At 35.4% G+C, this 22214-nt stretch carries 9 protein-coding genes; 4 read left to right on the forward strand and 5 right to left on the reverse strand.

Features of this window, described 5'->3' with window-relative positions; translation table 11 throughout:
* Nucleotides 1–102: 102 nt before the first annotated feature.
* The 4 genes from HGP29_RS11480 to HGP29_RS11495 form a co-directional block, all read right to left on the reverse strand.
* Complete coding sequence (locus HGP29_RS11480; protein WP_168882547.1) at nucleotides 103–1581, reverse strand: hypothetical protein; 1479 nt, start codon at nucleotides 1579–1581, stop codon at nucleotides 103–105.
* Between the two features lie 11 nt (nucleotides 1582–1592).
* Nucleotides 1593–3245 (reverse strand): RagB/SusD family nutrient uptake outer membrane protein, encoded by a 1653-nt coding sequence (locus HGP29_RS11485; RefSeq protein WP_211093271.1) that lies wholly within the window; start codon nucleotides 3243–3245, stop codon nucleotides 1593–1595.
* 12 nt (nucleotides 3246–3257) lie between these two features.
* Nucleotides 3258–6359 carry a SusC/RagA family TonB-linked outer membrane protein gene (locus HGP29_RS11490; protein ID WP_168882549.1) on the reverse strand — a complete coding sequence of 1034 codons (3102 nt, stop codon included), beginning with the start codon at nucleotides 6357–6359 and terminating at the stop codon, nucleotides 3258–3260.
* Between the two features lie 261 nt (nucleotides 6360–6620).
* Complete coding sequence (locus HGP29_RS11495; RefSeq protein WP_168882551.1) at nucleotides 6621–10808, reverse strand: hybrid sensor histidine kinase/response regulator transcription factor; 4188 nt, start codon at nucleotides 10806–10808, stop codon at nucleotides 6621–6623.
* A gap of 575 nt (nucleotides 10809–11383) precedes the next feature.
* On the opposite strand from HGP29_RS11495, the gene HGP29_RS11500 reads away from it, so the two are divergent.
* The 4 genes from HGP29_RS11500 (at nucleotide 11384) to HGP29_RS11515 (ending at nucleotide 18992) form a co-directional block, all read left to right on the forward strand.
* Nucleotides 11384–12976 carry an alpha-L-fucosidase gene (locus tag HGP29_RS11500; protein WP_168882862.1) on the forward strand — a complete coding sequence of 531 codons (1593 nt, stop codon included), beginning with the start codon at nucleotides 11384–11386 and terminating at the stop codon, nucleotides 12974–12976.
* Between the two features lie 104 nt (nucleotides 12977–13080).
* On the forward strand, nucleotides 13081–14604 hold the full coding sequence (locus tag HGP29_RS11505) for an alpha-L-fucosidase (RefSeq protein ID WP_168882552.1): 1524 nt from the start codon (nucleotides 13081–13083) through the stop codon (nucleotides 14602–14604).
* Between the two features lie 6 nt (nucleotides 14605–14610).
* On the forward strand, nucleotides 14611–15732 hold the full coding sequence (locus tag HGP29_RS11510) for an aldose epimerase family protein (protein WP_168882554.1): 1122 nt from the start codon (nucleotides 14611–14613) through the stop codon (nucleotides 15730–15732).
* A 203-nt stretch (nucleotides 15733–15935) separates the two neighbouring features.
* A complete protein-coding gene (locus HGP29_RS11515) occupies nucleotides 15936–18992 on the forward strand; it encodes an immunoglobulin-like domain-containing protein (protein ID WP_168882555.1) in 3057 nt (1018 codons plus the stop codon).
* 418 nt (nucleotides 18993–19410) lie between these two features.
* Here the strand turns inward: HGP29_RS11515 and HGP29_RS11520 are convergent, their stop codons facing one another.
* Complete coding sequence (locus tag HGP29_RS11520; protein WP_168882556.1) at nucleotides 19411–21903, reverse strand: glycoside hydrolase family 2 TIM barrel-domain containing protein; 2493 nt, start codon at nucleotides 21901–21903, stop codon at nucleotides 19411–19413.
* Between the last annotated feature and the right edge of the window lie 311 nt (nucleotides 21904–22214).

The following is a 22214-nucleotide window of genomic DNA, read 5'->3' on the forward strand; positions in this document are numbered from 1 at the left end:
AGTGAAGTGAAATAGGGGCACACAGAAAAGAGGTAACAAGGAGGAATCGAAATTTTGAAGATCAAAATTCCTCCTTGTTCCTAGTATTTCTTTTACCTTAATTTAGTGTTGTGAAAAGACTAAATGATCTACTAATAATTGAGCAGTTTCATTTGGTTCTGCAATAAAATCGAATTGAACATTTGTATTGATAAACTCTTTTGTAATCGGTTCATTCGAGAAGTAAGTGATTTTTACCCATTCGCCATCTACCAATTGATCTTGGAAAGTTTTATTCATAGAATCTCCAGTATCTGCATCTTTTAGCGTTACTTTTAATACTCTGATATTTCCAACAGCTTTTGCATAGAATTCAAAAGTGTAGTTATATTCAGCTGAAACAGGGAAATAACCTTCTGTCATTTCTATGGTTAGTTTCGAGCCATTTCCATTTTTATGTTCGTAGGGTTCAAAATCTACTTGTAAATAATAATCTCCATCAACTGCAGTAGTTGCATCTTTGATTACATTCATTGCACCAGATCCTACCCATTTCCCATCATTGAAAGGAGCATAAGTACTATTTTCAAAACTGCCATTTGTAAAAAAGTTATGTTGATACCCTTCGACTTCCATATCAGTAAACTCTTCTAGTTTTACACCATCAATAGATTGAAGATCACCAGCTTCACCTGAATGATTGTATGTAACATACAATTGAGAGAAAGTAGGATCAACAAATAGAATAATCGTATTATTTACTTCCCCTGATGCAGCAAGGTGATTAATTGTAAGCACATTATTATCAGCATCTCTAATTGTAAAGTTGTTGATTGTACTGTCTGTGATTGTTTCTAAATCGAGGTCTCTGTTAAACTTCACAAAGATATTACCTTCTTCATCCTGTGTCATTTGATCCACTCTGAAAGGTACAGTTGATGGAACCACTTCGATTAGACCATTTTTGTAAATAGTATTTCCTGTGCCTTTTACAGGTTCTTTTCGAGAAGCAAAAAGGCCGATATCATAAACACCTGGTTTTACAAATTCAATTCTAGCCACAGAATCTTTTACAGTTTGATCTAATGTCGTTAACCATTCGAAAGTATCAGGTTGTCCTTGACTAGTACTCTTAAATGTAACAAAAGCACCAGATTCCATAATGTATTTTCCATTAGACTCTACATAATCACCTTCGATTTCAATCACTTCAAAGTCAGGAGTTACTGCTGAGTCGTAGACTGTAATATAGAATGTTGAATCATAATTTAATTCTTCATCACCGAAATCCAACTGGATTTTAACGGGAACTACACCGGTATTTTCAAATTGAACATGAGCAATATGTTCCGTTAATACAGTGTCTTCATTATTGGTGAAATAAGAAGGTCCGTCTATGGTCCATTCTCTTACATATTCACCTCTTGATGCATCAGTAAATGAAAAGGTCCCACCAAGTGTAGTCACTAAATCTTTACTATTCGATTCAGTACTAAAAACATATATATCTGTAATCTTGTCGTACTCAAATTCCTCCTTACAAGAGAAGAAAGTCATTAAGCAGAAAAGAACCATAAAAAAGTTTGTTCCTTTTAATTTCATTTTACTTCAATTTATAGGTTAGGATTAGATAGTAATTCATCAATTGGAATAGGGAAGTAGTTATGATAATCAGGTGTATAACTTGCTGATGCATCTTGGAATTCTTGTAAAACTTCTTCTCCTTTTGGACCTTCCGTTGCATCTTCCGGTAGTTCGAAAAGAATCTTCTTACTCATGTAATACTTCTTCTTTGCAAGGCGGTCATATTGTTCTTTTATCACTCCCCATCTTCTCATGTCTACCCAACGCGTATCATGACCTTCGAACATTAACTCCAACGGACGTTCAACATACATAATATGTTCCATTAGCTTTTCTGCAGTATTGTATTCGTTATGATCCAATGGCATTACTGCCGAACGAGTTCTAATTCTATTGATATAGTGTACTGCTTCAAAAGTACCACCATCACCATTATTTTGAATTAAACATTCTGCATAAAGAAGGTAAACATCTGCTAAACGAATCACTCTTTCGTTTATACCTGAGATCGTTTTTGTTCCAATAGCTTCATACTCATCCCACCAATTCTGGAATTTTCTTAAATAAGAGGACTCTTTGTTTTTGAAAGTACCGTGTACATCTGTTGGATGCTTTTGATAATATTCATAATCATCATCAGCCATAACAATAGAATATTGAGAACGGATGGAGTGTGTTAAACCATCATTTCTAGGATCTGTAGGATCCATTTCGTCGTTTTGGAAAAGCATTGTGATCCAATAAGAAGGCATTGATAATCTACTACCATTTGCACCACTTGGAGCCAAATAAACACCTCTTCTTGTACCTTCTGTACCCGATGGGCCATCTACAATTACACCACCACCATTAGGTTTCTGAGTATCTGAGAATGAAACTTCAAATATTGACTCAGAGTTAAATTCATGGTCTTTATCAAAGTTCCAACCAATTTCCGGAGTCAATTGATATAAATCGTCTCTTTCAATAATTTTAGCAAACTCATCTTGTGCTTTCACATATTCATGCTCATTGATATATACCTGACCCAAAAAAGCAGTTGCAGCTCCCCATGTTGCTCTACCTTTGTAGATATCATCCCATGTTTCAGGAAGTCTTTCTTGTGCATAAGTCAAGTCGCTAATAATCAAGGCAAGCACATCTTCTTTTGCACTTAAAGGTTGAGCAATTTCATCTTTCCCTTTCGCAACAGTGGTATGTAGAATGATAGAACCATGGTTGTAAGTACTATACAACCAATAGTAGCAAATACCTCTGATGAAGTGAGCTTCTGCTAAACATAATTCTTTAGCATCCTCCTCCATATCAATAATATCTGGTACTTGATCTAAAATCTGGTTTGTTCTAAAAACTGTTGTATACAGATCAGCCCATTTCAACTTGACAATACTCGTGTTATCATTAAACAATAGTTTTGATAACTCGACATACTGATCATTCCAAATACTAGGTCGGCCAATATCAGATCTAGTGGGCATTTGAGCGGCAGAATTGCCACCCATTGATCCATGGTTTTGAAGACCGCTATAAGCTGCCATTAATCCCATAAAAGCCTCTTCTTCATTTTGCCAGAACTCTCGTTCTTCGATCGTATTTTTATTTTCTATATCAAACCAATCCTGACACCCAAAGAGGGTGAAAGCAATTAGTAAGCTTATGTTTATTTTTAATAGATTTTTCATCATGAGTAGTTTTTAGAATTGTAATGAAAGACCTGCTCTGTACGTTGCTGCCACTGGATATTTACCAGTATCTACACCACGATAGAATACATTTTTAGAACCAATTTCTGGATCGTATCCTGAGTAATTTGTAAATACAAATGGATTTTGTGCACTTACATAGACTCTGAAGTTGTTCATTTTTAACTTTCTAATAGTCTTGTCAGAAAGTGTGTATCCGAATGTGATATTTTGAATTTTTAAGTAAGAACCATCTTCCAAGAAATAATCAGAGTAGGTTCTCACGTTCATATGCGATGAACTTCTTCTTGGTGTAGGTACGTTTGATGTAGGATTTTCGGGAGACCAAGCATTCACTAATTCTTTGCTTGTCTTTTGCTGATAAGCATAAGCTTTCGTTCCGTTATAGATCTTTGCCCCATACGAACCAAATAACATCACACTAAGGTCAAATCCTTTGTAAGCGAGGTTGACAGACAAGCCAGCTTCCCAAAGTGGTGTACCACTTCCTTGATATACTCTGTCGTTTTGATCAATCTCTCCATCTCCATTTACATCTACATATTTTAGATCACCAAGTTTTGCTGTTGGTATCATCTTTTGGTATTCCTCTAATTCTTCGTTGGTTTTGATAGTACCCTCTGTTGGAATTAAGAAAAACGCACCGGCTTCATAACCAGGAATCAAGAAAGTAGTAGGTTCCGAAGAATTACCTAAAGGACGTCCACCAGGTACTGATTCCATTGTTGGAGCCAATTCTGTAACCTTGTTGAAGTTTCTTGTAAATGTACCGTTTACTGTAAGCTTAAGCTTCTTGATATCAGTGTTATATCCCAAGCCTAATTCAATTCCCTCATTCGTAAGGTTACCTACATTTTGCCACATTTTATTATAATTTCCAGTAACTGTACCACCTGCTGATGGAGGTAACTCTACTGGCAATAACATGTCTTTCTTTTCAGAACGATAAAGGTCAAAGTTGAAGAATAAGCGACCGGCAAATAGCTCTCCATCTAAACCAATATTTTGAGAGATATTAGTTTCCCATGTGATGTCTTCATCAACATAAGTTGGATTACTTGTACCAGGGTATAAGATGTCATCTTCACCAATACCTAATACATAGTCGATCTGAGGAGTAACGATAGCAACATAAGGTAAATCTGCAATTAAGTTACCTAGGCCTTGCCCAGCTTTATCACTACCAGTTTCACCATAACCACCTCTAATTTTTAAACTACTGATGGTAGGTTTTAAGGCTTCAAAAAACTTTTCTTCACTTATATTCCAACCTGCTGAGAACGATTTGAAAGTTCCCCAGTTATTACTTGGATGGAATCTTGAAGACCCATCACTACGAACACTCGCACTAACCATATACTTTCCGTCGTAGCTATACTGCACACGACCTAAGACACCGATATTGCTACTGGCTGTATATCTTTGGTCAATACCTCTAACATCTTGAGCTACACCTAGGTTAGGAATATTGTTCGGCATATTAATAGCATGAACAGTTCTTCTATTTGCTTCTGCTGTCTCCCAAGTATTGCCGGCCAATAAACTCACATGATGTTTCCCCCATTTCTTACTATAAGTAGCAGTATATTCTTGAATGGTTCTTAAGCTATAGGTATCGATATATCTTAATTCATTAAGAGGTTTAGATGCTCTTGTGATGTATTCTCCGTTGTTGTTATACACATCGAAAGTTGGGCTGAACCAAACATCGTTGTTGATACCATAAGATCCACCGATATTGGCATTTAGTTTTAACCCTTTTGCCAATTCATAAGTGATTTTTGCATTACCATTATAGTTGTTTCCCCTAGTTTCATTCGTCTCGTTGATACGCGCTAAAAGGTTTGTCATTCTTTCAGGGTTTGAACCTTCGATTACGTATTCATCACTTTGTTGAATACCTGGTCTAAACGGATCTTGACGAAGGGCTTGGTACTGTATATTATTTGGAGGGTTGTCCTTATAACTATTCTGATAGCCCATATTGATTTGTACTTTCAACTTATTTTTTTCAAAAGTTGTATTCGCTCTCAATGTCTTTCTTTGGTAGGCAGATGAGATCTGAATACCCTGCTGGTCAAATAAAGTACCTACAATAGAATACGTTAAGTTCTTAGAACCGCCTGATAAACGTAAAGCATGATTTTGAATGGGAGCCATGTCTACCTGTAATTCTTTTAGCCAATCCGTATTGTAATGCATAGCATTAGGATTGTTTTCTAAAGGATTTGGAGTACTTGGATCTCCTTTCCACATTAAGTGGTTGATGTACATCGCATCTGTAGTATTGGCTAAGTGAACATCAGAAGTGATTTTCTGAACACCATAATAAGAATCCAGCGTCACTAACATTTTCCCTTTTTCACCTCTTTTTGTGGTGATTAAGATAACACCAGCCGAAGCTCTAGAGCCATAAATTGCAGCCGACGCACCATCTTTTAGTACCTCAACAGATTCGATCTCTTGAGGAGAAAGGTTAGGGTTTGAAGTATACGTGACTCCATCTACCACATAAAGAGGTTCCGATCCACCTTCTTGGAAAGAAGAAACACCCCTAACGGTAATGGTAGCGTTTTCACCGGGAGCTCCTGATGCAGAACTCACACTAACACCTGCCATTTGTCCTTGAATAGCTGTTCCTAAATCTGATGTGGCCAAAGTATTGATCTGATCCGACTTAACTTGAGCAACAGAACCTGTTACTTCTCGTTTCTCTTGTTGACCATAACCAATCACGACAACTTCTTCTAGCGTTTCAGTATCCACCTCCATTTGGAGATTGATCTCGGACTTTTTACTCACCTCTACTTCTACAGGCTTGTATCCGATATATGAAAAGACAAGAATACTGTTCTTATCATATACCATGATGTTGTAGTTTCCATCAAAATCGGTTACCGTACCTATTGTCGATCCTTTGATAAGAACATTCACTCCAGGAATTGGAGCTTGTTCTTCATCGACAATTGTACCACTTACTTTAAAGGTCTTTTGAGCATAGAGTTTTGAGGTCATTCCTACTGTAAAAAGAATACTTAGAAAAAATATTCTCCGAAATAGAAGCTGATAAATTACTGATAATTTTCTTTTCATTTCATAAAAGATTAGTTCTTAATAATGACTCCAAAGCTAAGCGTACATATGACACCTATTGCGTACGAATACCTATAAAAAATGGGGGTGGTAAATATCTGATTAGCGAAAAAAAAAATCCCTTGATGATTGGTGTAAAAATTATTTCCCCCTTCTTTTATAGTGTCTCTATTATTTATCTTTTAATATTATGGTAATCATGGTGTTATATCCTTTATTTTTAGTGTCTGATTAAATTTTATCGGTGGTAAATGCATATGTTTATTGCATTTCTGCATCCTCAATTTCTTCTTCTTTTTTCTTTTTATTTCTCAAGAAGTGAGAAGGAGGGACACCAAATTCTTTCTTGAAACAGTTTCTAAAATATTTTAAATCACTGAATCCTACTTCGTAAGTGACATCACTTACACAGTATCTACCCATCTTCAGTAATTGAGCAGCTCTTTTTAATCTAATATTTCTAATAAAGATTTTTGCCGTTTGCTCAGTCAATGCTTTCAACTTCTGATTAAGACGTAGTGGATTCGTACCGTATTCATGAGCAAGCTTTTCAACGGTAAACTTCGGATCTGAAATATTTTCCTCTACAATATCTATCAGACGGTTTAAGAAACGTTCATCGATAGAAGTAAATGTAACTTCACTCGGTTGGGTATCAATATTCGTTCTGAAGTTCTTTTGTAGACGTTTTCTATTCTCAACAAGCGTGTTTATTCTTGCCATCAATACTTCAGTATTAAAAGGTTTAGTAACATAGGCATCGACACCATATTCATACCCTTTTAATTTACTGTCATTAGAGTTTTTAGCCGTTAGAAGTATAATCGGTAAATGACAAACCTGAACATCTTCTCTAATTTTTCTCGTTAATTCATATCCATCCATAATCGGCATCATAATATCCGAAAGAATTAAGTTAGGCATTACCTCTTTTGCTAATTGAAAAGCCTTTTCGCCATCTTCTGCTTTATACACCTTGAAAGTATCTTTCAAAAGATCATAAAGAAGATCAAGTATTGCAGGGTTATCGTCTGCAATAACAATTTTCGGTTTTGTTGTTAGGCTTAGTTCTTCTTCTTGAGCTGTTAATTCCTCTTCTTCTTCATTTTCAATCACTACAGCTTCTTCTGAAATGCTTTCAATTTTTACATCATCTTGATAAGCAACTTCATCAAGAGGGAATTGAATTTTGAAAGTGGAACCAGCATTTTGTTTACTTTCTACCTCAATAGTACCATGGTGTAACTCCACTAAACTCTTTGTAAATGATAGGCCAATTCCAGTTCCTTCACTTTTTGATTTTGTCTGATTATCTACTTGATAGAACGGTTCGAACAAATACTTTAGATGCTCTTCAGAGATACCAAAACCTGTATCTTTTACTTCGATAACGACATGGTTATTTTCTTGCTGAATAGTCATTTTTACCTGACCTGCATAGGTAAACTTAAAGGCATTGGAAAGTAAGTTGTTCAAGATTTTCTTTAGTTTATCCTGATCAAATAACCCCTTAATAGAGTGCGTTTTGATATCCAAAGAAAAGTCTACTCTTTCATGATTGGCAAACTCTTTAAACGAATGGTAAATCTGCTCCGTAAACAATACCCAATCTCCTTGTTTTACTTGAAGTGCGGTATGCCCTTGTTCCATTTTTCGGAAGTCTAGTAGCTGATTGACCAGGTTCATTAAATGGTTCACATTTTTATGAATCAGCTTGTAATACTTTTCTTTTTCCAATGAAGAATAAGCATTCCCTTTACTCATTAATTGTTCAATTGGTGTATGAATGAGTGTCAAAGGAGTTCTTAATTCATGAGAGATATTCGTAAAGAATTGCAACTTCATTTGACTTAGGTGCTCCAGTTTTTCTCTTTCAAACTGTTCCAACTCTAATTGATGTCTCTTTTTTACAGTAATTAGAGAGAATCTAGAGAAGAGGTAAATGAAACCAACGATGGCAATCACATAGAGTACCTTTGCCCATAAAGTAGCCCACCAAGGAGCTGCTATTTCAATATCGAGATATAATGATTTAGGGTTCCAGATATTATCTCCATTAGATGCTTTTACTTCTAAAGTGTAGTTGCCGGGAGATAAGTTGGTATACTTTGCTATTCTGAAATCAGCGTTAGTTGTAATCCAGTTCTCATCAAATCCATTAAGCTTATACTTGTATTTGTTCTTGAATGGAGATCCATAATGTAAGCCTGCAAATTGTACAGCAAAGCTATTTTGATCATGGTTAAGCTGTATTTTTTGTGTGTATTGAATATTCTTTTTTAGAATAACATTCCCATCTAAAGTATCATTGACATGGATATTTTTATTCAGAACACTTAGTTCAGTAAATACTAAATCTCCAACTAGATAATCATCGACAATTTCATGAGGAGTGAAATAATTGATACCATTCACGCCGCCAAACATCAGGTCGCCATTTTTTAGTTTGCAAGCAGCCAGATCACTGAACTCATTATCTTGAAGGCCATCACTTATGTTGTAATTTTTTATTTCTCTGGAATCCAGATTTATTCTTGTGATGCCATTGTTACTTGCAATCCATAGGTTTTGGTAGTCATCTTCTAATATAGATTTGATGATATTACTAGGTAGTCCATCATCAATTTTAATATGTTCGAAAGAAATACCATCTCCATTAACTTTTTCTGGGTTGACGATATTTAGTCCTCCGCCCATTGTTCCGATCCAGATCTCACCGTTTGATGCTTCAAAAACGGGTAGTAAATAGTTGTAGGAAAGGCTGTTTTTTTGATCTTCATGATGTTGATAGATCTCAAATGCGGGTCTGTCTTTTAATTTCTCTTCTTTTGAAATAAATACTAAACCATCTGATGAACCTACCCATAAATTGCCATAACTGTCGATAAGAATATTGCGGATAAGTTTTACTTTTCCCTGTTGAAGATCTTTTTGATTGGAAATATTGGTCCATTCAATTTTACCATTATTCTTTATGCCTCTGATCAGTCCTTTACCATAAGTACCCAACCAAATCACATCATCCCCATCACTTTGAATCGTAAAAGACGGGGCATCCTCATTTTCAGTTAGAAGGAATTTAGCATCAATATCAGTTAGTGTTTCAAGGTTCGTATCAATATCCATTTGATAAACCTTTCCTTTTTTTCTGATCCCAAACATAAGTTGATCTCCCCATTCGGTAATATCAAAAGTGGTGTTTGGTTTAAGGTTTTCGATAGTGAATGATTTGTACCCTACATTCATACCTTTACTACTATTCTCTAAGACATTTAAGGCTCCCCCTTGAGTACCCACCCAAATTCGACCTTTACTGTCTTCGTAAATTGATCTTATTTTATTGTAGGAAATACTACTTGGATCATTGGTTTTATAGATGTCTTTAAAACGTTTACCGTTTGGATTGTATTTGATAACACCCCCACCTTTAGTACCTATCCAAATTACACCTAATTTATCTTTGTATACTTCAGTAATGATATTTATTTTTAAGGCATCAAAGTTTTCACTATGAATATGTTTCTTTTGAATATAGGTCCCTGAAACCTCATCGTATTCCATAAAAAGTAACCCTTTTCTAGTACCACCAATCATGTACTTATTAGGATCAATACATAAAGTGTTGAACCTTGAGGTAGATACTTTTCTTAAAGATGATTTCTCTTCATTAAATAGCTGTATGCCATGAGGTCCTGAAAAGAATACTCCATCTTCCGATTCTGTGATATCCTTTACTGGAGGAATCTTCGTATTTGATATTTCTTTAAATGTATAAGACGGTTGATTATTGGAAGGCTTGATGGCGATTTGTAACCCTTTTTTTGTCCCTACCCATAGATTTCCATTTCTGTCATTAAATAATTTAACGACACCATTGGATAAAATACTTTTAGAATTATGGTGGTTAGCGTAATATTTTTGAACCTTCAATTGGTCTTTTGTTAACTCATCAGCAGGTATTCGATTCAACCCCTTTGTGGTGCCCACCCATAGGTTGCCTTCATCATCGAGAGCTAAGGAATGCACATTGTTAGAGCTAAGTATTTTTGAGTCTTGAACGTTACGAAAGGAGGTCATTTCACCCGTCTCCAAGTTTAATCTACAGATACCAGAATTTAATAATCCTATCCAAAGGTTATTGAATTGATCTTCTTGAAAACAACTAATGATATTAGAAGTAAGCTGATGGGTATCCATGCTATAGTTGGTAAAACTATACCCATCGAATCTACTGATTCCTGCGTTGGTACCGAACCACATGAGCCCCTTACTATCTTGATAGATGCTAGTGATATCATTTTGTACTAGACCATTTTTAGTAGAGTACAATTGTATATCAAAAACAATTTCATTCTCTTGTGCATGCAACTGATGCGAAAATAAAGAGAAAAGTAATAGGGTAATTTTAGCAATTATAGTACTGTTGGTTGTGAAGTAGTAATTTTTCATAAGTTCATTTCATTGTGGTGGATATAGTATCAAAAAAATCCTCTCCAGAGTACCTTAATAGTCCCTTTTGAAGTGCTAGTGATTTAAATGAAAATCAAATAGAGTAATTATTTACTAGGGTGAAATTAGTATTATTTATCCCCATTTTTTGCCCAATAGGGTAGTTTTTCAAAAAATCACCCGCTAATAAGGACTAAAATCAAGTGGTTGTTTTTTCAAGGGTAGTAAGTGATAAGTTTAAAAAATGATTTGACTACAAAAATAACGCTTTAGTTTTAAAATTATTCATTGATGTATTGAATCAGTAGGTTGTTAAATGACAATTTATGCTAAAAACGACTACTTCTCTCGTCTCTATTTTCAAAAAGGTCAATCCCACACTAAAACCGCTTGTTTTTTCATCTATGGATTATTACCCCAATTGGTTTACTAAAATTCTCTAATCAACTCATAGTATCCCTATACATTTGTTTCAAGCAAGAAGAAATCGGTCAATAGTTACTGATCACTTTGTTGGCTTTTGAAATCAAATCTAAAAGTCTTTGACTTACATAAAATAGGATAGTATGAAATTAATGAAGACATTTTCTCTGTCTGTGATGTGTGCTCTAGGAGCTTGCCAAATGCAACCAAGACAGCAAGAACTAAAATCAACTGAAAAATACACAGAAGACTGGAAGTCGTTATCGAAGGTAAATAAATCTCCAGATTGGTTTAGAGACGCCAAGTTTGGTATCTATACTCACTGGGGACCAATTTCCGGTGCATTTGTAAATATGAAGCCAAAGCAAAAACTTGCAGGATGGCATGGTATGATGATGTATGGAAAAAATGGTATCCCTAACTGGAGAACTGGTGAGTTACCAAAGCATAAAGATGGAAGTGTCAACAACGACCCAACATCGAACTATTTACATCATGTAGAACAATTTGGTGATCCTGCCGAATTCGGTTACAAATACTTGATCGAAAACTTTAAGCCTACAGGTTTTGATCCACAGAAATGGGCAGAGCTTTTTGAAAAGTCAGGTGCTAAATATGCAGGCCCAGTGGCAATGCACCATGATAACTTTGCGATGTGGGATAGTAAAGCGACAAGATGGAACTCTGTAAATTATGGAGGAGTAGATGTTTCTAAAGAGTTAAAATCTGAAGTTGAGAAAAGAGGGATGAAGTTTATTGCTTCTTTTCACCATGCATTTACTTGGAAGTATTTTGCACCTGCTCATGAATATGGTGGAGTAGATCCAAAAGATTATGATCTATATACTGATCCTCATGATTATTACAACAATGAACCAACAGAAAGATTCTATAAAGAATGGTGGGCTAAACTAAAAGAATATATCGATACCTATCAGCCTGATATTATTTGGTTCGATTGGTGGTTGGAAAATATGAATGAAGAAAGTAGAAAGAAATTCTTAGCCTATTACTATAACAAGGGTATCGAATGGAACAAAGAAGTGGCTGTTCTTTTTAAAGAAGAGACTTTCCCCGAGATTACTGCTGTTCGTGACTATGAAAGAGGAAGACCGAACCAGCCAAAAGAAGATGTTTGGATTACTGATACGTCTCCAGGTACTTGGTTCTATAGATCGAATGCTAAGTTTGTCTCATCCGATGAGCTTGTAGATATCCTTATCGATATTGTAGCCAAAAATGGTAACATGTTATTAAATGTACCTCCAAACCCTGATGGAACAATTCCTGTTGAAATGGAAAACCTTTTATTGGATATGGGAAATTGGTTAGCAGTGAATGGTGACGCTATTTACGGGACAAGACCTTGGACTATTTTTGGAGAAGGACCTACAAGAATCCCTGCAGGTGGACATAAAATTGAAAGAAAGAAAATCAGATATAAAGCGAATGACATTCGATTTACTAAAAAGAGCAATAATGAGTTTTACGCTTTAGTAATGGACACACCAAAAGGTGATATCAAAATCAAGTCGTTAAGCTCAGCGATTGGTCTATTAAATAACAAAATCGAGAAAGTGACCTTACTAGGAAGTAGCGAAGAATTAAAATGGAAAAGAACAGATGATGGGCTAATTATTCAACGTCCGAAGTCTTTCCCAACAAAATTTGCTCATGCTTTCAGAATCTTATGTGAAGGTTACTCTGAAACTGAACTTGGAGGAGAGTTCGAGCAGGTATTATAAATAGGTGCGGTTAAGTATGAGGGGAAGGGAATAGGATTCTGATTAAAAGCATAATGATCAACCCTTCCTCATCTATTACTCCTTTACCTTAAAAGTGTGGTATAATGAGATACAATCTAATGAAGGCATTAGCTGTTAGCTTTTTATTTTTCGTCATTTATAGTTTTTCTATGATCAGCACTCATTCAGAAAAACCTCAGCATTATGCTTACGATACTAATTGGGAGTCGGTGCAAACGTATCAGGTACCTCAATGGTTTAAGGATGCAAAACTGGGGATTTTTGTAGAATGGGGTATTTATAATGTTCCTAGAATTAAAACATCTTATTATGCCCGATGGATGGATTTTGATAGTGTGCAGTACAATGCGAATGGAAAAGTAGTGAATACCAATCCTCATCCTTTGCATAATTTCCACAAGTCACACTATGGAACTTCCACCAAATACGAAGATTTTGTATCTTCTTATACCACACAATCTTTTAATGCTGATGAATGGGCAAGCCTATTTAAAAAATCAGGAGCTAAATACATTATTTCCGTAGCGGAACATCATGATGGTTTCGCTATGTATAATTCAAATCACACTTCATTTAACAGTGTACAACTTGGTCCAAAAAGAGACCTTACGAAGGAGTTAATACAGGCATCAAAAAAGCAAAATTTAAAAATAGGTTTATCCTCACATTTTGCCTACAACTGGAATTTCTATAGTCCGAATTCTTCTTTTCAAGATGAAAATAGGCAACTGGGATTGGCATCTCAGTACCCTTCACAGCCAGTGAGTCAAAATTTTATTGATCATTGGTGGGATAGAACGAAAGATATCATTGACCAATACCAACCTGATTTAATGTGGTTTGACTTCTACATGAATAAAAATGAGTTTAAGCCTTATCATGAAAAATTAGCTCTATACTATTACAATAAAGGCATTGATTGGGAGAAAGAAGTAGTCTTACAATCACAGGATAAATACAGCCATGCTCTACCCAAGGGAACCAATGTGATGAACATTAATTATTCGAAGAACAGAGAGATTAATGAAGAGCAATGGCAGGGGAATATTCCACTGGTAAAATATAACCTTGAGACAGGCGAAGAGAAACATAAAAAAACGAAAAGGGTAATTGAAGATTTTATCGATATTATCAGTAAAAATGGCAATGCTCTTTTGCATGTATTCCCTAATGCTGATGGAACGATTCCCGATAAACAAAAACAAGTATTAGAAGAAATAGGAGAGTGGGTAAACATCAACCAATCTGCAATTTTTGGAGCTTCACCTTGGACGACCCATGGTAAAGGAGCAATCAATACTTTTAAGGGTTCCTTTTCAAAACAATTAAAGGTGAATTATTCAACAAGAGACAGCTATCGTTTTACTAAAAATAACAACAGGTTGTATGTCTTTATGATGAGTAACTCGGAAGATGGTGTATTAGAAGTATCGGATATTGAAAGTAATAATCAGCAGAATAAAATCCGACATATCAATTTGTTAGGTAGTGATGAGAAAGTAGAATGGAAGCAGTCTGATCGGGGCTTATCGATTTTTATCTCTAAACATCAACCTAATAAATACGCTCGTGTTTTTGAAATCGAATTTGAAAACCAAATCATATAAATAGAAATGAAATTATACTGTATTACACTATTCTTTCTAGTGATTTCCCGAATAGGGTTTGCACAGAAAGATCAATTTACCGTCACGAAAAATGAGTGGGGTAAAGAGGGTAAGGAAAAGATTTTTTTATTGGATTTACAAAACCCAAATGGAATGCATATTCAGCTGACAAATTATGGGGCTATTTTGGTAAGGGCAGAAGTACCAGATCGCCACAATAATTTTGAAGATGTTGTATTAGGGTTTGACTCACTTGCTCAATACCAACAACCCAACCCTCTTTTTGGGGCGACAGTGGGACGTTTTGCAAATCGAATTAGAAATGGAGCATTTGAGATTGATGGAGTTCTTTACCATTTGGATACAAAAGGAGGTAAACACTCTATTCATGGAGGTGGTGAATTTAGTAGTGCACTTTGGAAAGTGGAAAAGACCTTTAAAAGAAAGGAAGAAGCAGGGGTTGTCTTTTCATATTTTTCTAAAGACGGTAGCCATGGTTTTCCTGGTAATGTACAATCCAAAGTGACGTATACGCTTACAAAAAATAATGAAATTAAAATTGATTTTGAGGCCAAAACAGACAAGGATACACATATTAGTATGACCAATCATTCTTATTTTAATTTAAATGGAATGAAAAGATCTATTGTGGATCAAGAAATAAGAATTGATGCCAATACAATTACTGCTATTGATAAAGACATTGTACCTACAGGTCAATTAGAAGAGGTAAGGAACACCGAAAAGGACCTTACTGTTCAAAAACCAATCGGTGAAAATATATTTAAGTTAGCCAATAACGGTTACCACTTTTGCTATGTTTTTAATAAAGAAATAAACAAACCTAAAAAGGTTATTGAAGTTGTAGATCCTACTTCAGGACGAACATTATCTGTAGTAACAACACAACCCTCAGTACAATTTTACACAGGTAACTCGTTAGACGGATCTATAATTGGTAAAGGAGGCAAGGCCTATGGAAAACATATTGCCTTTTGTTTAGAAACACAACATCTACCCGATACACCTAACCATCCTAACTTTCCCAGTTCAATGGTGAAAGCAGGAGAGACTTATCACGAAACAGTCATCTATCAATTTGGTGTAGATAAACAGTTGAATAATTAAAGAATGATGAATTAGGTGAAAACCATTTCTGAATTGTGTAAATTGGATTTGCTATCTAACAATCTTATAGGGTACTTTTACAAAGTATTAGGGGTAAATAACTATTATTGGTTCCTTTTCCTTGTAGACTAATTACATGATAAAGAAGTGAATAGATACTTTTGATCATTCTCATAAATGAAATGAATGTATACTTATTAAGCATGAAATTAAAAACTACTTTTTTATTAGCAAGCATACTAACGCTTTGCATTTCATCTGTATTTGCAAACTTTAATGCTTCGGTCGCAACACTTTCTTCTTCTAATAACTTAGTACCCAACTATCAGTTTAAAGATGGAGACGGTAACCCGTCATTAGACGAATGGGAGAATACTTCGGCGACAGCTCCAAATTCAATTACAGCCGTAACTGGCGTAGGAGAAAGCCATCAGGTTCTGATATCAAAAAGTGATCTTTCAGGAAATTGGAGCGATGTGAAAATGGGGTTAACATGGCAGGATTTTGATCTAAATGGTCAAGATGCAATGGCGAAGTTAACGTTATCAGCCAAAGTAAAAGCATCGAACGATGATGGTGTGAAATTCAGGTTTTATCTTCGTTATAGAACAAGAGACATCGACGATAATATTGTCAATAACAATGTTTACTCAGATGTTTTTGTAGTGACAAGCACAGAACAAGAATTTACTGTTCCCTTGGAAATTCCTAATGATGCTTTTCAATGGAATTTAGAAGTACAATTTGGGGGTACCAAAAGTGGTGCAGCTGGAGACCTCTATTTTTCAACTCCTTCTTTATCATTAGATGCAGAAGAAGAAGAGAAACCAGTAGAGCCAAGTGATCCAGAAAATATTATCCCTGATGATAAATTCGCTGACAACCTTGGTAATCCTACATTAGCAGTTTGGTCAAATACATCTAGTGCTGACCCTAATAGTATTACTGCAGTAGAAGGAACTACAAACTATAATAAAGTATTGATCAATAAAGTTGATGGAGGTTCTGGAAATTGGAGTTCATTAGTTTTAGCATTGCCTTGGCAGGATATCGATTTACCTCAGGATACTGAAATGATTACTTTTGAACTGTCAGCCAAAGTATTGGCGTCTAATGAGGACGGTGCAAAATTCAGATTCAACTTTAGATATAAAATGTTGGATGGTGAAAATAATCCACAAAATTATGATGTCAACTCCAATCAATTTGTGATTACATCATCTGAAAAAACATTTACTACAACTTTTGAGATTCCAAAAGACGCTTATCAATGGAATTTAGGAGTACAATTTGGAGGTGTTGATAGTGGAGCTTCTGCTGATATAACTTTCTCTCATCCTGTTTTAAAGATTATCCCTTCTGAGGAACCAACAGATGAGGAAATGGTAGTAGAAGCCAAAGAAAATTTAGCGATTTCTTTCGCGAGTGGTGATGATGCAATGACGGTTACTCAAAATGTAACGTTACCTATTGAAGGTGATAACGAAGTAGCTGTAAGTTGGGTATCGTCCAATACATCTGTAATTTCGAATGATGGAGTTGTCGTTCGTCAGGATGTGGATACAGAAGTGACATTAACAGCGACACTATCCAAAAATGATGCATCGGATACAAAAGATTTTGTATTGAAAGTATTGGGAGAAAGTGCACCTGCTGAGCCTGAAGTGGACAACCTAATTCCAAACTTTAAGTTTGCAGATGATTTGGGAGCACCTTCTTTTGATGGGTGGACAAAAAATACTGCAGAAGCTCCGAATACACTTGATGTTATTGCAGGTGTAGATGATCATAACATTGCCGTTGTAGATAAACAAAACAGTGATGGGAACTGGAATGTATTAATCATTGGACTGCCATGGCAAAATATTGATTATTCTGATCAAGAAGATTCTGTAGCATTTACTTTATCAGCCAAGTTAAAAGCCTCAAATGATGACGGAGCTATTTTTAGATTTTACTTTAGATACAGAACAAGAGATGAAAATGATCAGCAAGTAAATAATGATATCTATTCTGACCGTTACACATTAACTTCCAGTGAAGAAGTATACACCACTTCTTTCAAATTACCGAAAGATGCTTACCAATGGAATCTATCTGTACAATTTGGCGGTAGTGACAGTGGTGCTCCAGCCGAAATCTTATTCTCTTACCCTAAATTATTTGTAGAAGAAGCCGATCAAGGCCCTACTGACGAAGAAAAATTAGCAGAAGCAGTAGAAGCACTAGAAGTTCTATATGCTGATGGAAATGATACAAATAATGTATCACAAAATATTACTCTTGTAAATGAAGGTTTAAATAATACAACAGTTACTTGGGATGCGAGTGCTCATGCGAACATCACTAATGATGGAGAAGTGACAATTACTGACAATGAAGTAACAGCAGACATTGTAGCAACAGTTACTTTAGGTGATTTATCAGATCAAAAATCATTTACCCTTACTACTGCAGCAAGTTCTGATGATGTTATTGTAGAACGAGTGGCGGGTAAATTAGAGGTGGAATATGCAGAAGGTGATAGTCAAGATGCAGTAACAGCTTCTGTTACACTAGCTACTTCTGATGATGAATATGAAGAGGTACAAATTGAATGGAAATCGAGTAATGATGCAGTGATCACGAGTACAGGTGTTTTAACAGTACCTATGGAAGTGACAGAAGTCACGCTAACTGCTACGATTACATTAAATGAAACTTCTACAACAAAGTCATTTGTACTCACTGTACTTAACAATGAAGAAGAATTAATTCAGGAAGCATATGATGCTTTAGCCATTATTTATGCTGAAGGAGATAGTGCTGAAAGCGTTACTTCGGATCTAACATTAATTACAGCAGGGTTGCATAATTCAGGGATTTCTTGGGTCTCTGATAGAACAACGATTACGAACGAAGGAGTAGTTACTAGGTCTTTTAGAAATATCACTACAAACCTAACGGCAACAGTACAATTGGGACAAAGTACTATGATTAAAGAGTTCGAAGTAATTGTAATTGCAGAGCAGGAAGTAACCTCTATTGATCAAGATAAGGCGATACTAAATGTATACCCTAACCCTACTTTTGGTGATGTGACTTTGACTTCTTCATTACCCTTCCAAGGAGTAGATATTTACAACTTGATTGGAGTAAAAGTGAAGACGATACAATTCGTTCACCAAACACAAAAAACGACGCTTAATTTAGATGACCTACCAAGAGGTCAGTACATTTTAAGAGTAAATAACCAGCCGATAAAATTTATCAAAAAATAAGGGACGGTTATAAATAAGGAGACTAAAAACAGCCTGGGTGATTCAGTTCATTTAGGCTGTTATTTTTATATACTAATGAGTGGTTTGATTAGTATTCTAGGCTAAAGGATATACCACATTTTTGTCTCAATAAAATAAGCTAGAATATAAATACATAATGATATTTTGGTGTGATGAGTACTAAGAAATCAATACTGTGTGATTTCAATTAGACATTGTAAGTAGAATTGAATACCCGACTTTATATGAGATCATTTGCAGTTCAGTAATTAATTATGGAGACATAAGAAAAGCCTTAGAAAACAATTCTAAGGCTTTATCATCTGCTATTTGAATTAGATATTTAGTTGAGAGTATTGTAGTTTATTTAACTTGTTGAGTGAATTGTTTGTAGTTAGTTTATTACTTACAAATGTGATTACAGTGCTTTTGGATTTGCCTTTGTTTCGACAGTTATTTGAGCCTTTTTTAACCCTTTTCCCGTTGCTGAAATGATGATTTTACCACCATCACCTTTATTAGCTCTAGCGATAACTAAGGCCATACCATTAAAGAACTTTAGTTTTTTATTTTCAGGTAAGGTTAATGAAGCAGGGTCGCCATTGCCTGTAGCTTCAAAAGTGCCATCACCAGTTACTGAGAATTGAATCTGACCGTTATATGTCGCACAGAAGTTGCCTTCAGTATCCAATGCTCTCGCTGTAACAAATACTAAATCCTCTCCATTGGCAGATGAAATGATTTTTCGATCAGCTGTCAGTTCAATATTCTTAGCTTTTGAGGTCGTATTAATCACTTCCTCACTCACTACTTTATCTCCATTATAAGCGACTACTTTTAGCTCCCCTTTCTCATAAGGAACGTCCCATCTTAATCGATAGGGTGAAGGATAATTATAAGGACCTTCATAATACGAGAACTTAATAGGCACTATACCCTTATCTACACCTTTTACTTTTTTCCCTAAACTTATACCGTTAAGAAATAGCTCAGCTGATTCTGCATTGGTATAGGCAAAAACAGGAATTTCTTTTCCTTCATAACCCTTCCAGTTCCAATGAGGAAGTAAGTGTACCATTGGTGTATCTGTCCACTGACTTTGATAGAGATAAAATCTATCTTTTTTAAATCCACATAAATCTACAGGTCCAAAGAAAGACGACTTGTTCGGCCAATCATCGTTCCAATACCCATTGGTCGAGTTGTCTCTACCACCATAAGGTGTTGGCTCTCCCAAGTAGTCAAAACCCGTCCACATAAACTCACCTAGTATACTAGGGTTCTCTTCTAAGAATTTAAATTCCATATCGGGAGGGTAAGACCAAATTGGTCCAATGATATCATAACTTGTTACTTGGTGGTCTGTGTTTTTCTCATATTTCTCTAAGAATGGAGTGTGATATACTCCTCTTGAACTAGTAATAGACTCTGTTTCTGAACCATATACAATCCAGTCAGGATAGTTTTCCTTAATTTCAGCATATTTGGCTGCTTTATAATTGAAGCCAACGATATCAACATGATGTGCTAGTTTATTTTTTATCGAATTTTCATATTGATTAAAACCCGCAGTATTGGGTCTCGATGGATCTTCTCTATGACAGATTTCTCCAAGTTTTTGTGCTACTTTCCATCCATCTTTCTCTTTTTGTTCCCTGATTTCATTTCCGATACTCCACATAATAATCGAAGGGTGGTTACGATCTCTTCGAATCATATCTGTAAGGTCTCTTTCATGCCATTCATCAAAAATGGTATGGTAACCGTTCTCAATTTTCTGGATACCCCATTCATCAAAAGCTTCATCAATCACCAATATTCCCATTTCATCACACAGTTCCAGTTGTTCTCTGCTAGGCGGGTTATGAGAAGTTCTGATCGCATTTACTCCCATCTCTTTCATAATTTCCAATTGGCGTTCTGTTGCTCTTCTATTTACTGCAGTACCCAATGGGCCTAAATCATGATGTAAGCAAACCCCTTTCAACTCAGTTCGTTTTCCATTTAAGAAGAAACCATCATTTGCAGTAAACTGGATACTACGTACACCAAATTTGGTTGTATAACGGTCTAATATTTTTCCGTTTTTATCTTTTAATTCCGTTTCTAATTGATAGAGGTGTGGAGAAGTGAGTGTCCATAACTGAGGCTGAATTAAGTTAAATGATTGTTCTGAAATGATAGTCTTACTACCTTCTGCCACTGCTTTATGTTGTAATTCTTTGACGGTTTCCCCCAAGTTATTTTTGATAGTTTGTACTACGGAAACAATTTGATCAGCCGCTTTGAAATTCTGAATTTCCAATTGGATATTGACACTAGCTACTTTAGCTGATACGTTAGTCGATGTAACAAAAGTACCCCAATGTGCGACCCGAATATCATTATTGATATTTAACCAAACTTTTCTGTACATTCCTGCACCAGGATACCACCTTGAAGATAAGTCTTCTGGTTTAGCTTTTACTGCAATAATATTCATTCCTTCTTGATGAAGGTAAGGGGTTAAATCATATTCAAAGCCTAAGTACCCAAATGGTCTTTTTCCTAGATAATGCCCATTGATCCAGACCTCTGAATTTTTCATTACACCTTCAAATTCAATGGCAATATTTTTTTCTTTTTGAGTATTAGTTAAAGTAAAGCTTTTTCTATACCAGCCCTCACCATGAAAAGGTAGTCCACCACAGCGAGCATTATACTCTTTTGAAAAAGGCCCTTCAATGGCCCAATCATGAGGTATTTGTACTGTCCTCCACTTTGAATCGTCCAGTGTTGGTGATTGTCCATCTTTTACCTCACCTTTAAAGAATTTCCAATCGTTATTGAAATCTGTATGTCCCGTAGACTGTCCATATACTAAGCTCGAACAGAATAACAAAACAAAGAAATTGATCAAGTAATATTTCATTCGCTTTTCCTTTTATGATTCGTTTTGCTTCTCTTTTTATAGAAGTTAAAGCAATGTATAGAGTATGTTGGTGAGTTATCATGGAGGATTGAATAGAAAAAAATACCCCCCTTTTATTCATAGTATTATTAGGTTTATTTTTCTATTCAAAACTTAGAAAGGGAGATGGTTTCGTTTTGGTGAAGCTTAATTGTAAGGTTATCATAGAATATAAATGAGAAGTGATTTAGGTATAGAATGAAGTAATAATCCTTCAGAATAAGAGGGGATTTTATTTAATTTCTATCCTACACCCTTAACTGAAGTGAGTT

This window comes from Flammeovirga agarivorans (genome assembly GCF_012641475.1).
Classification (GTDB): domain Bacteria; phylum Bacteroidota; class Bacteroidia; order Cytophagales; family Flammeovirgaceae; genus Flammeovirga; species Flammeovirga agarivorans.

Bases quoted from the DNA above. Each gene is read 5' to 3' on its own strand.
- HGP29_RS11480 (WP_168882547.1), bottom strand. From the start codon at position 1,581: ATGAAATTAAAAGGAACAAACTTTTTTATGGTTCTTTTCTGCTTAATG.
- HGP29_RS11515 (WP_168882555.1), top strand. From the start codon at position 15,936: ATGAAATTAAAAACTACTTTTTTATTAGCAAGCATACTAACGCTTTGC.
- HGP29_RS11510 (WP_168882554.1), top strand. From the start codon at position 14,611: ATGAAATTATACTGTATTACACTATTCTTTCTAGTGATTTCCCGAATA.
- HGP29_RS11490 (WP_168882549.1), bottom strand. From the start codon at position 6,359: ATGAAAAGAAAATTATCAGTAATTTATCAGCTTCTATTTCGGAGAATA.
- HGP29_RS11505 (WP_168882552.1), top strand. From the start codon at position 13,081: ATGAGATACAATCTAATGAAGGCATTAGCTGTTAGCTTTTTATTTTTC.
- HGP29_RS11520 (WP_168882556.1), bottom strand. From the start codon at position 21,903: ATGAAATATTACTTGATCAATTTCTTTGTTTTGTTATTCTGTTCGAGC.
- HGP29_RS11495 (WP_168882551.1), bottom strand. From the start codon at position 10,808: ATGAAAAATTACTACTTCACAACCAACAGTACTATAATTGCTAAAATT.
- HGP29_RS11500 (WP_168882862.1), top strand. From the start codon at position 11,384: ATGAAGACATTTTCTCTGTCTGTGATGTGTGCTCTAGGAGCTTGCCAA.
- HGP29_RS11485 (WP_211093271.1), bottom strand. From the start codon at position 3,245: ATGAAAAATCTATTAAAAATAAACATAAGCTTACTAATTGCTTTCACC.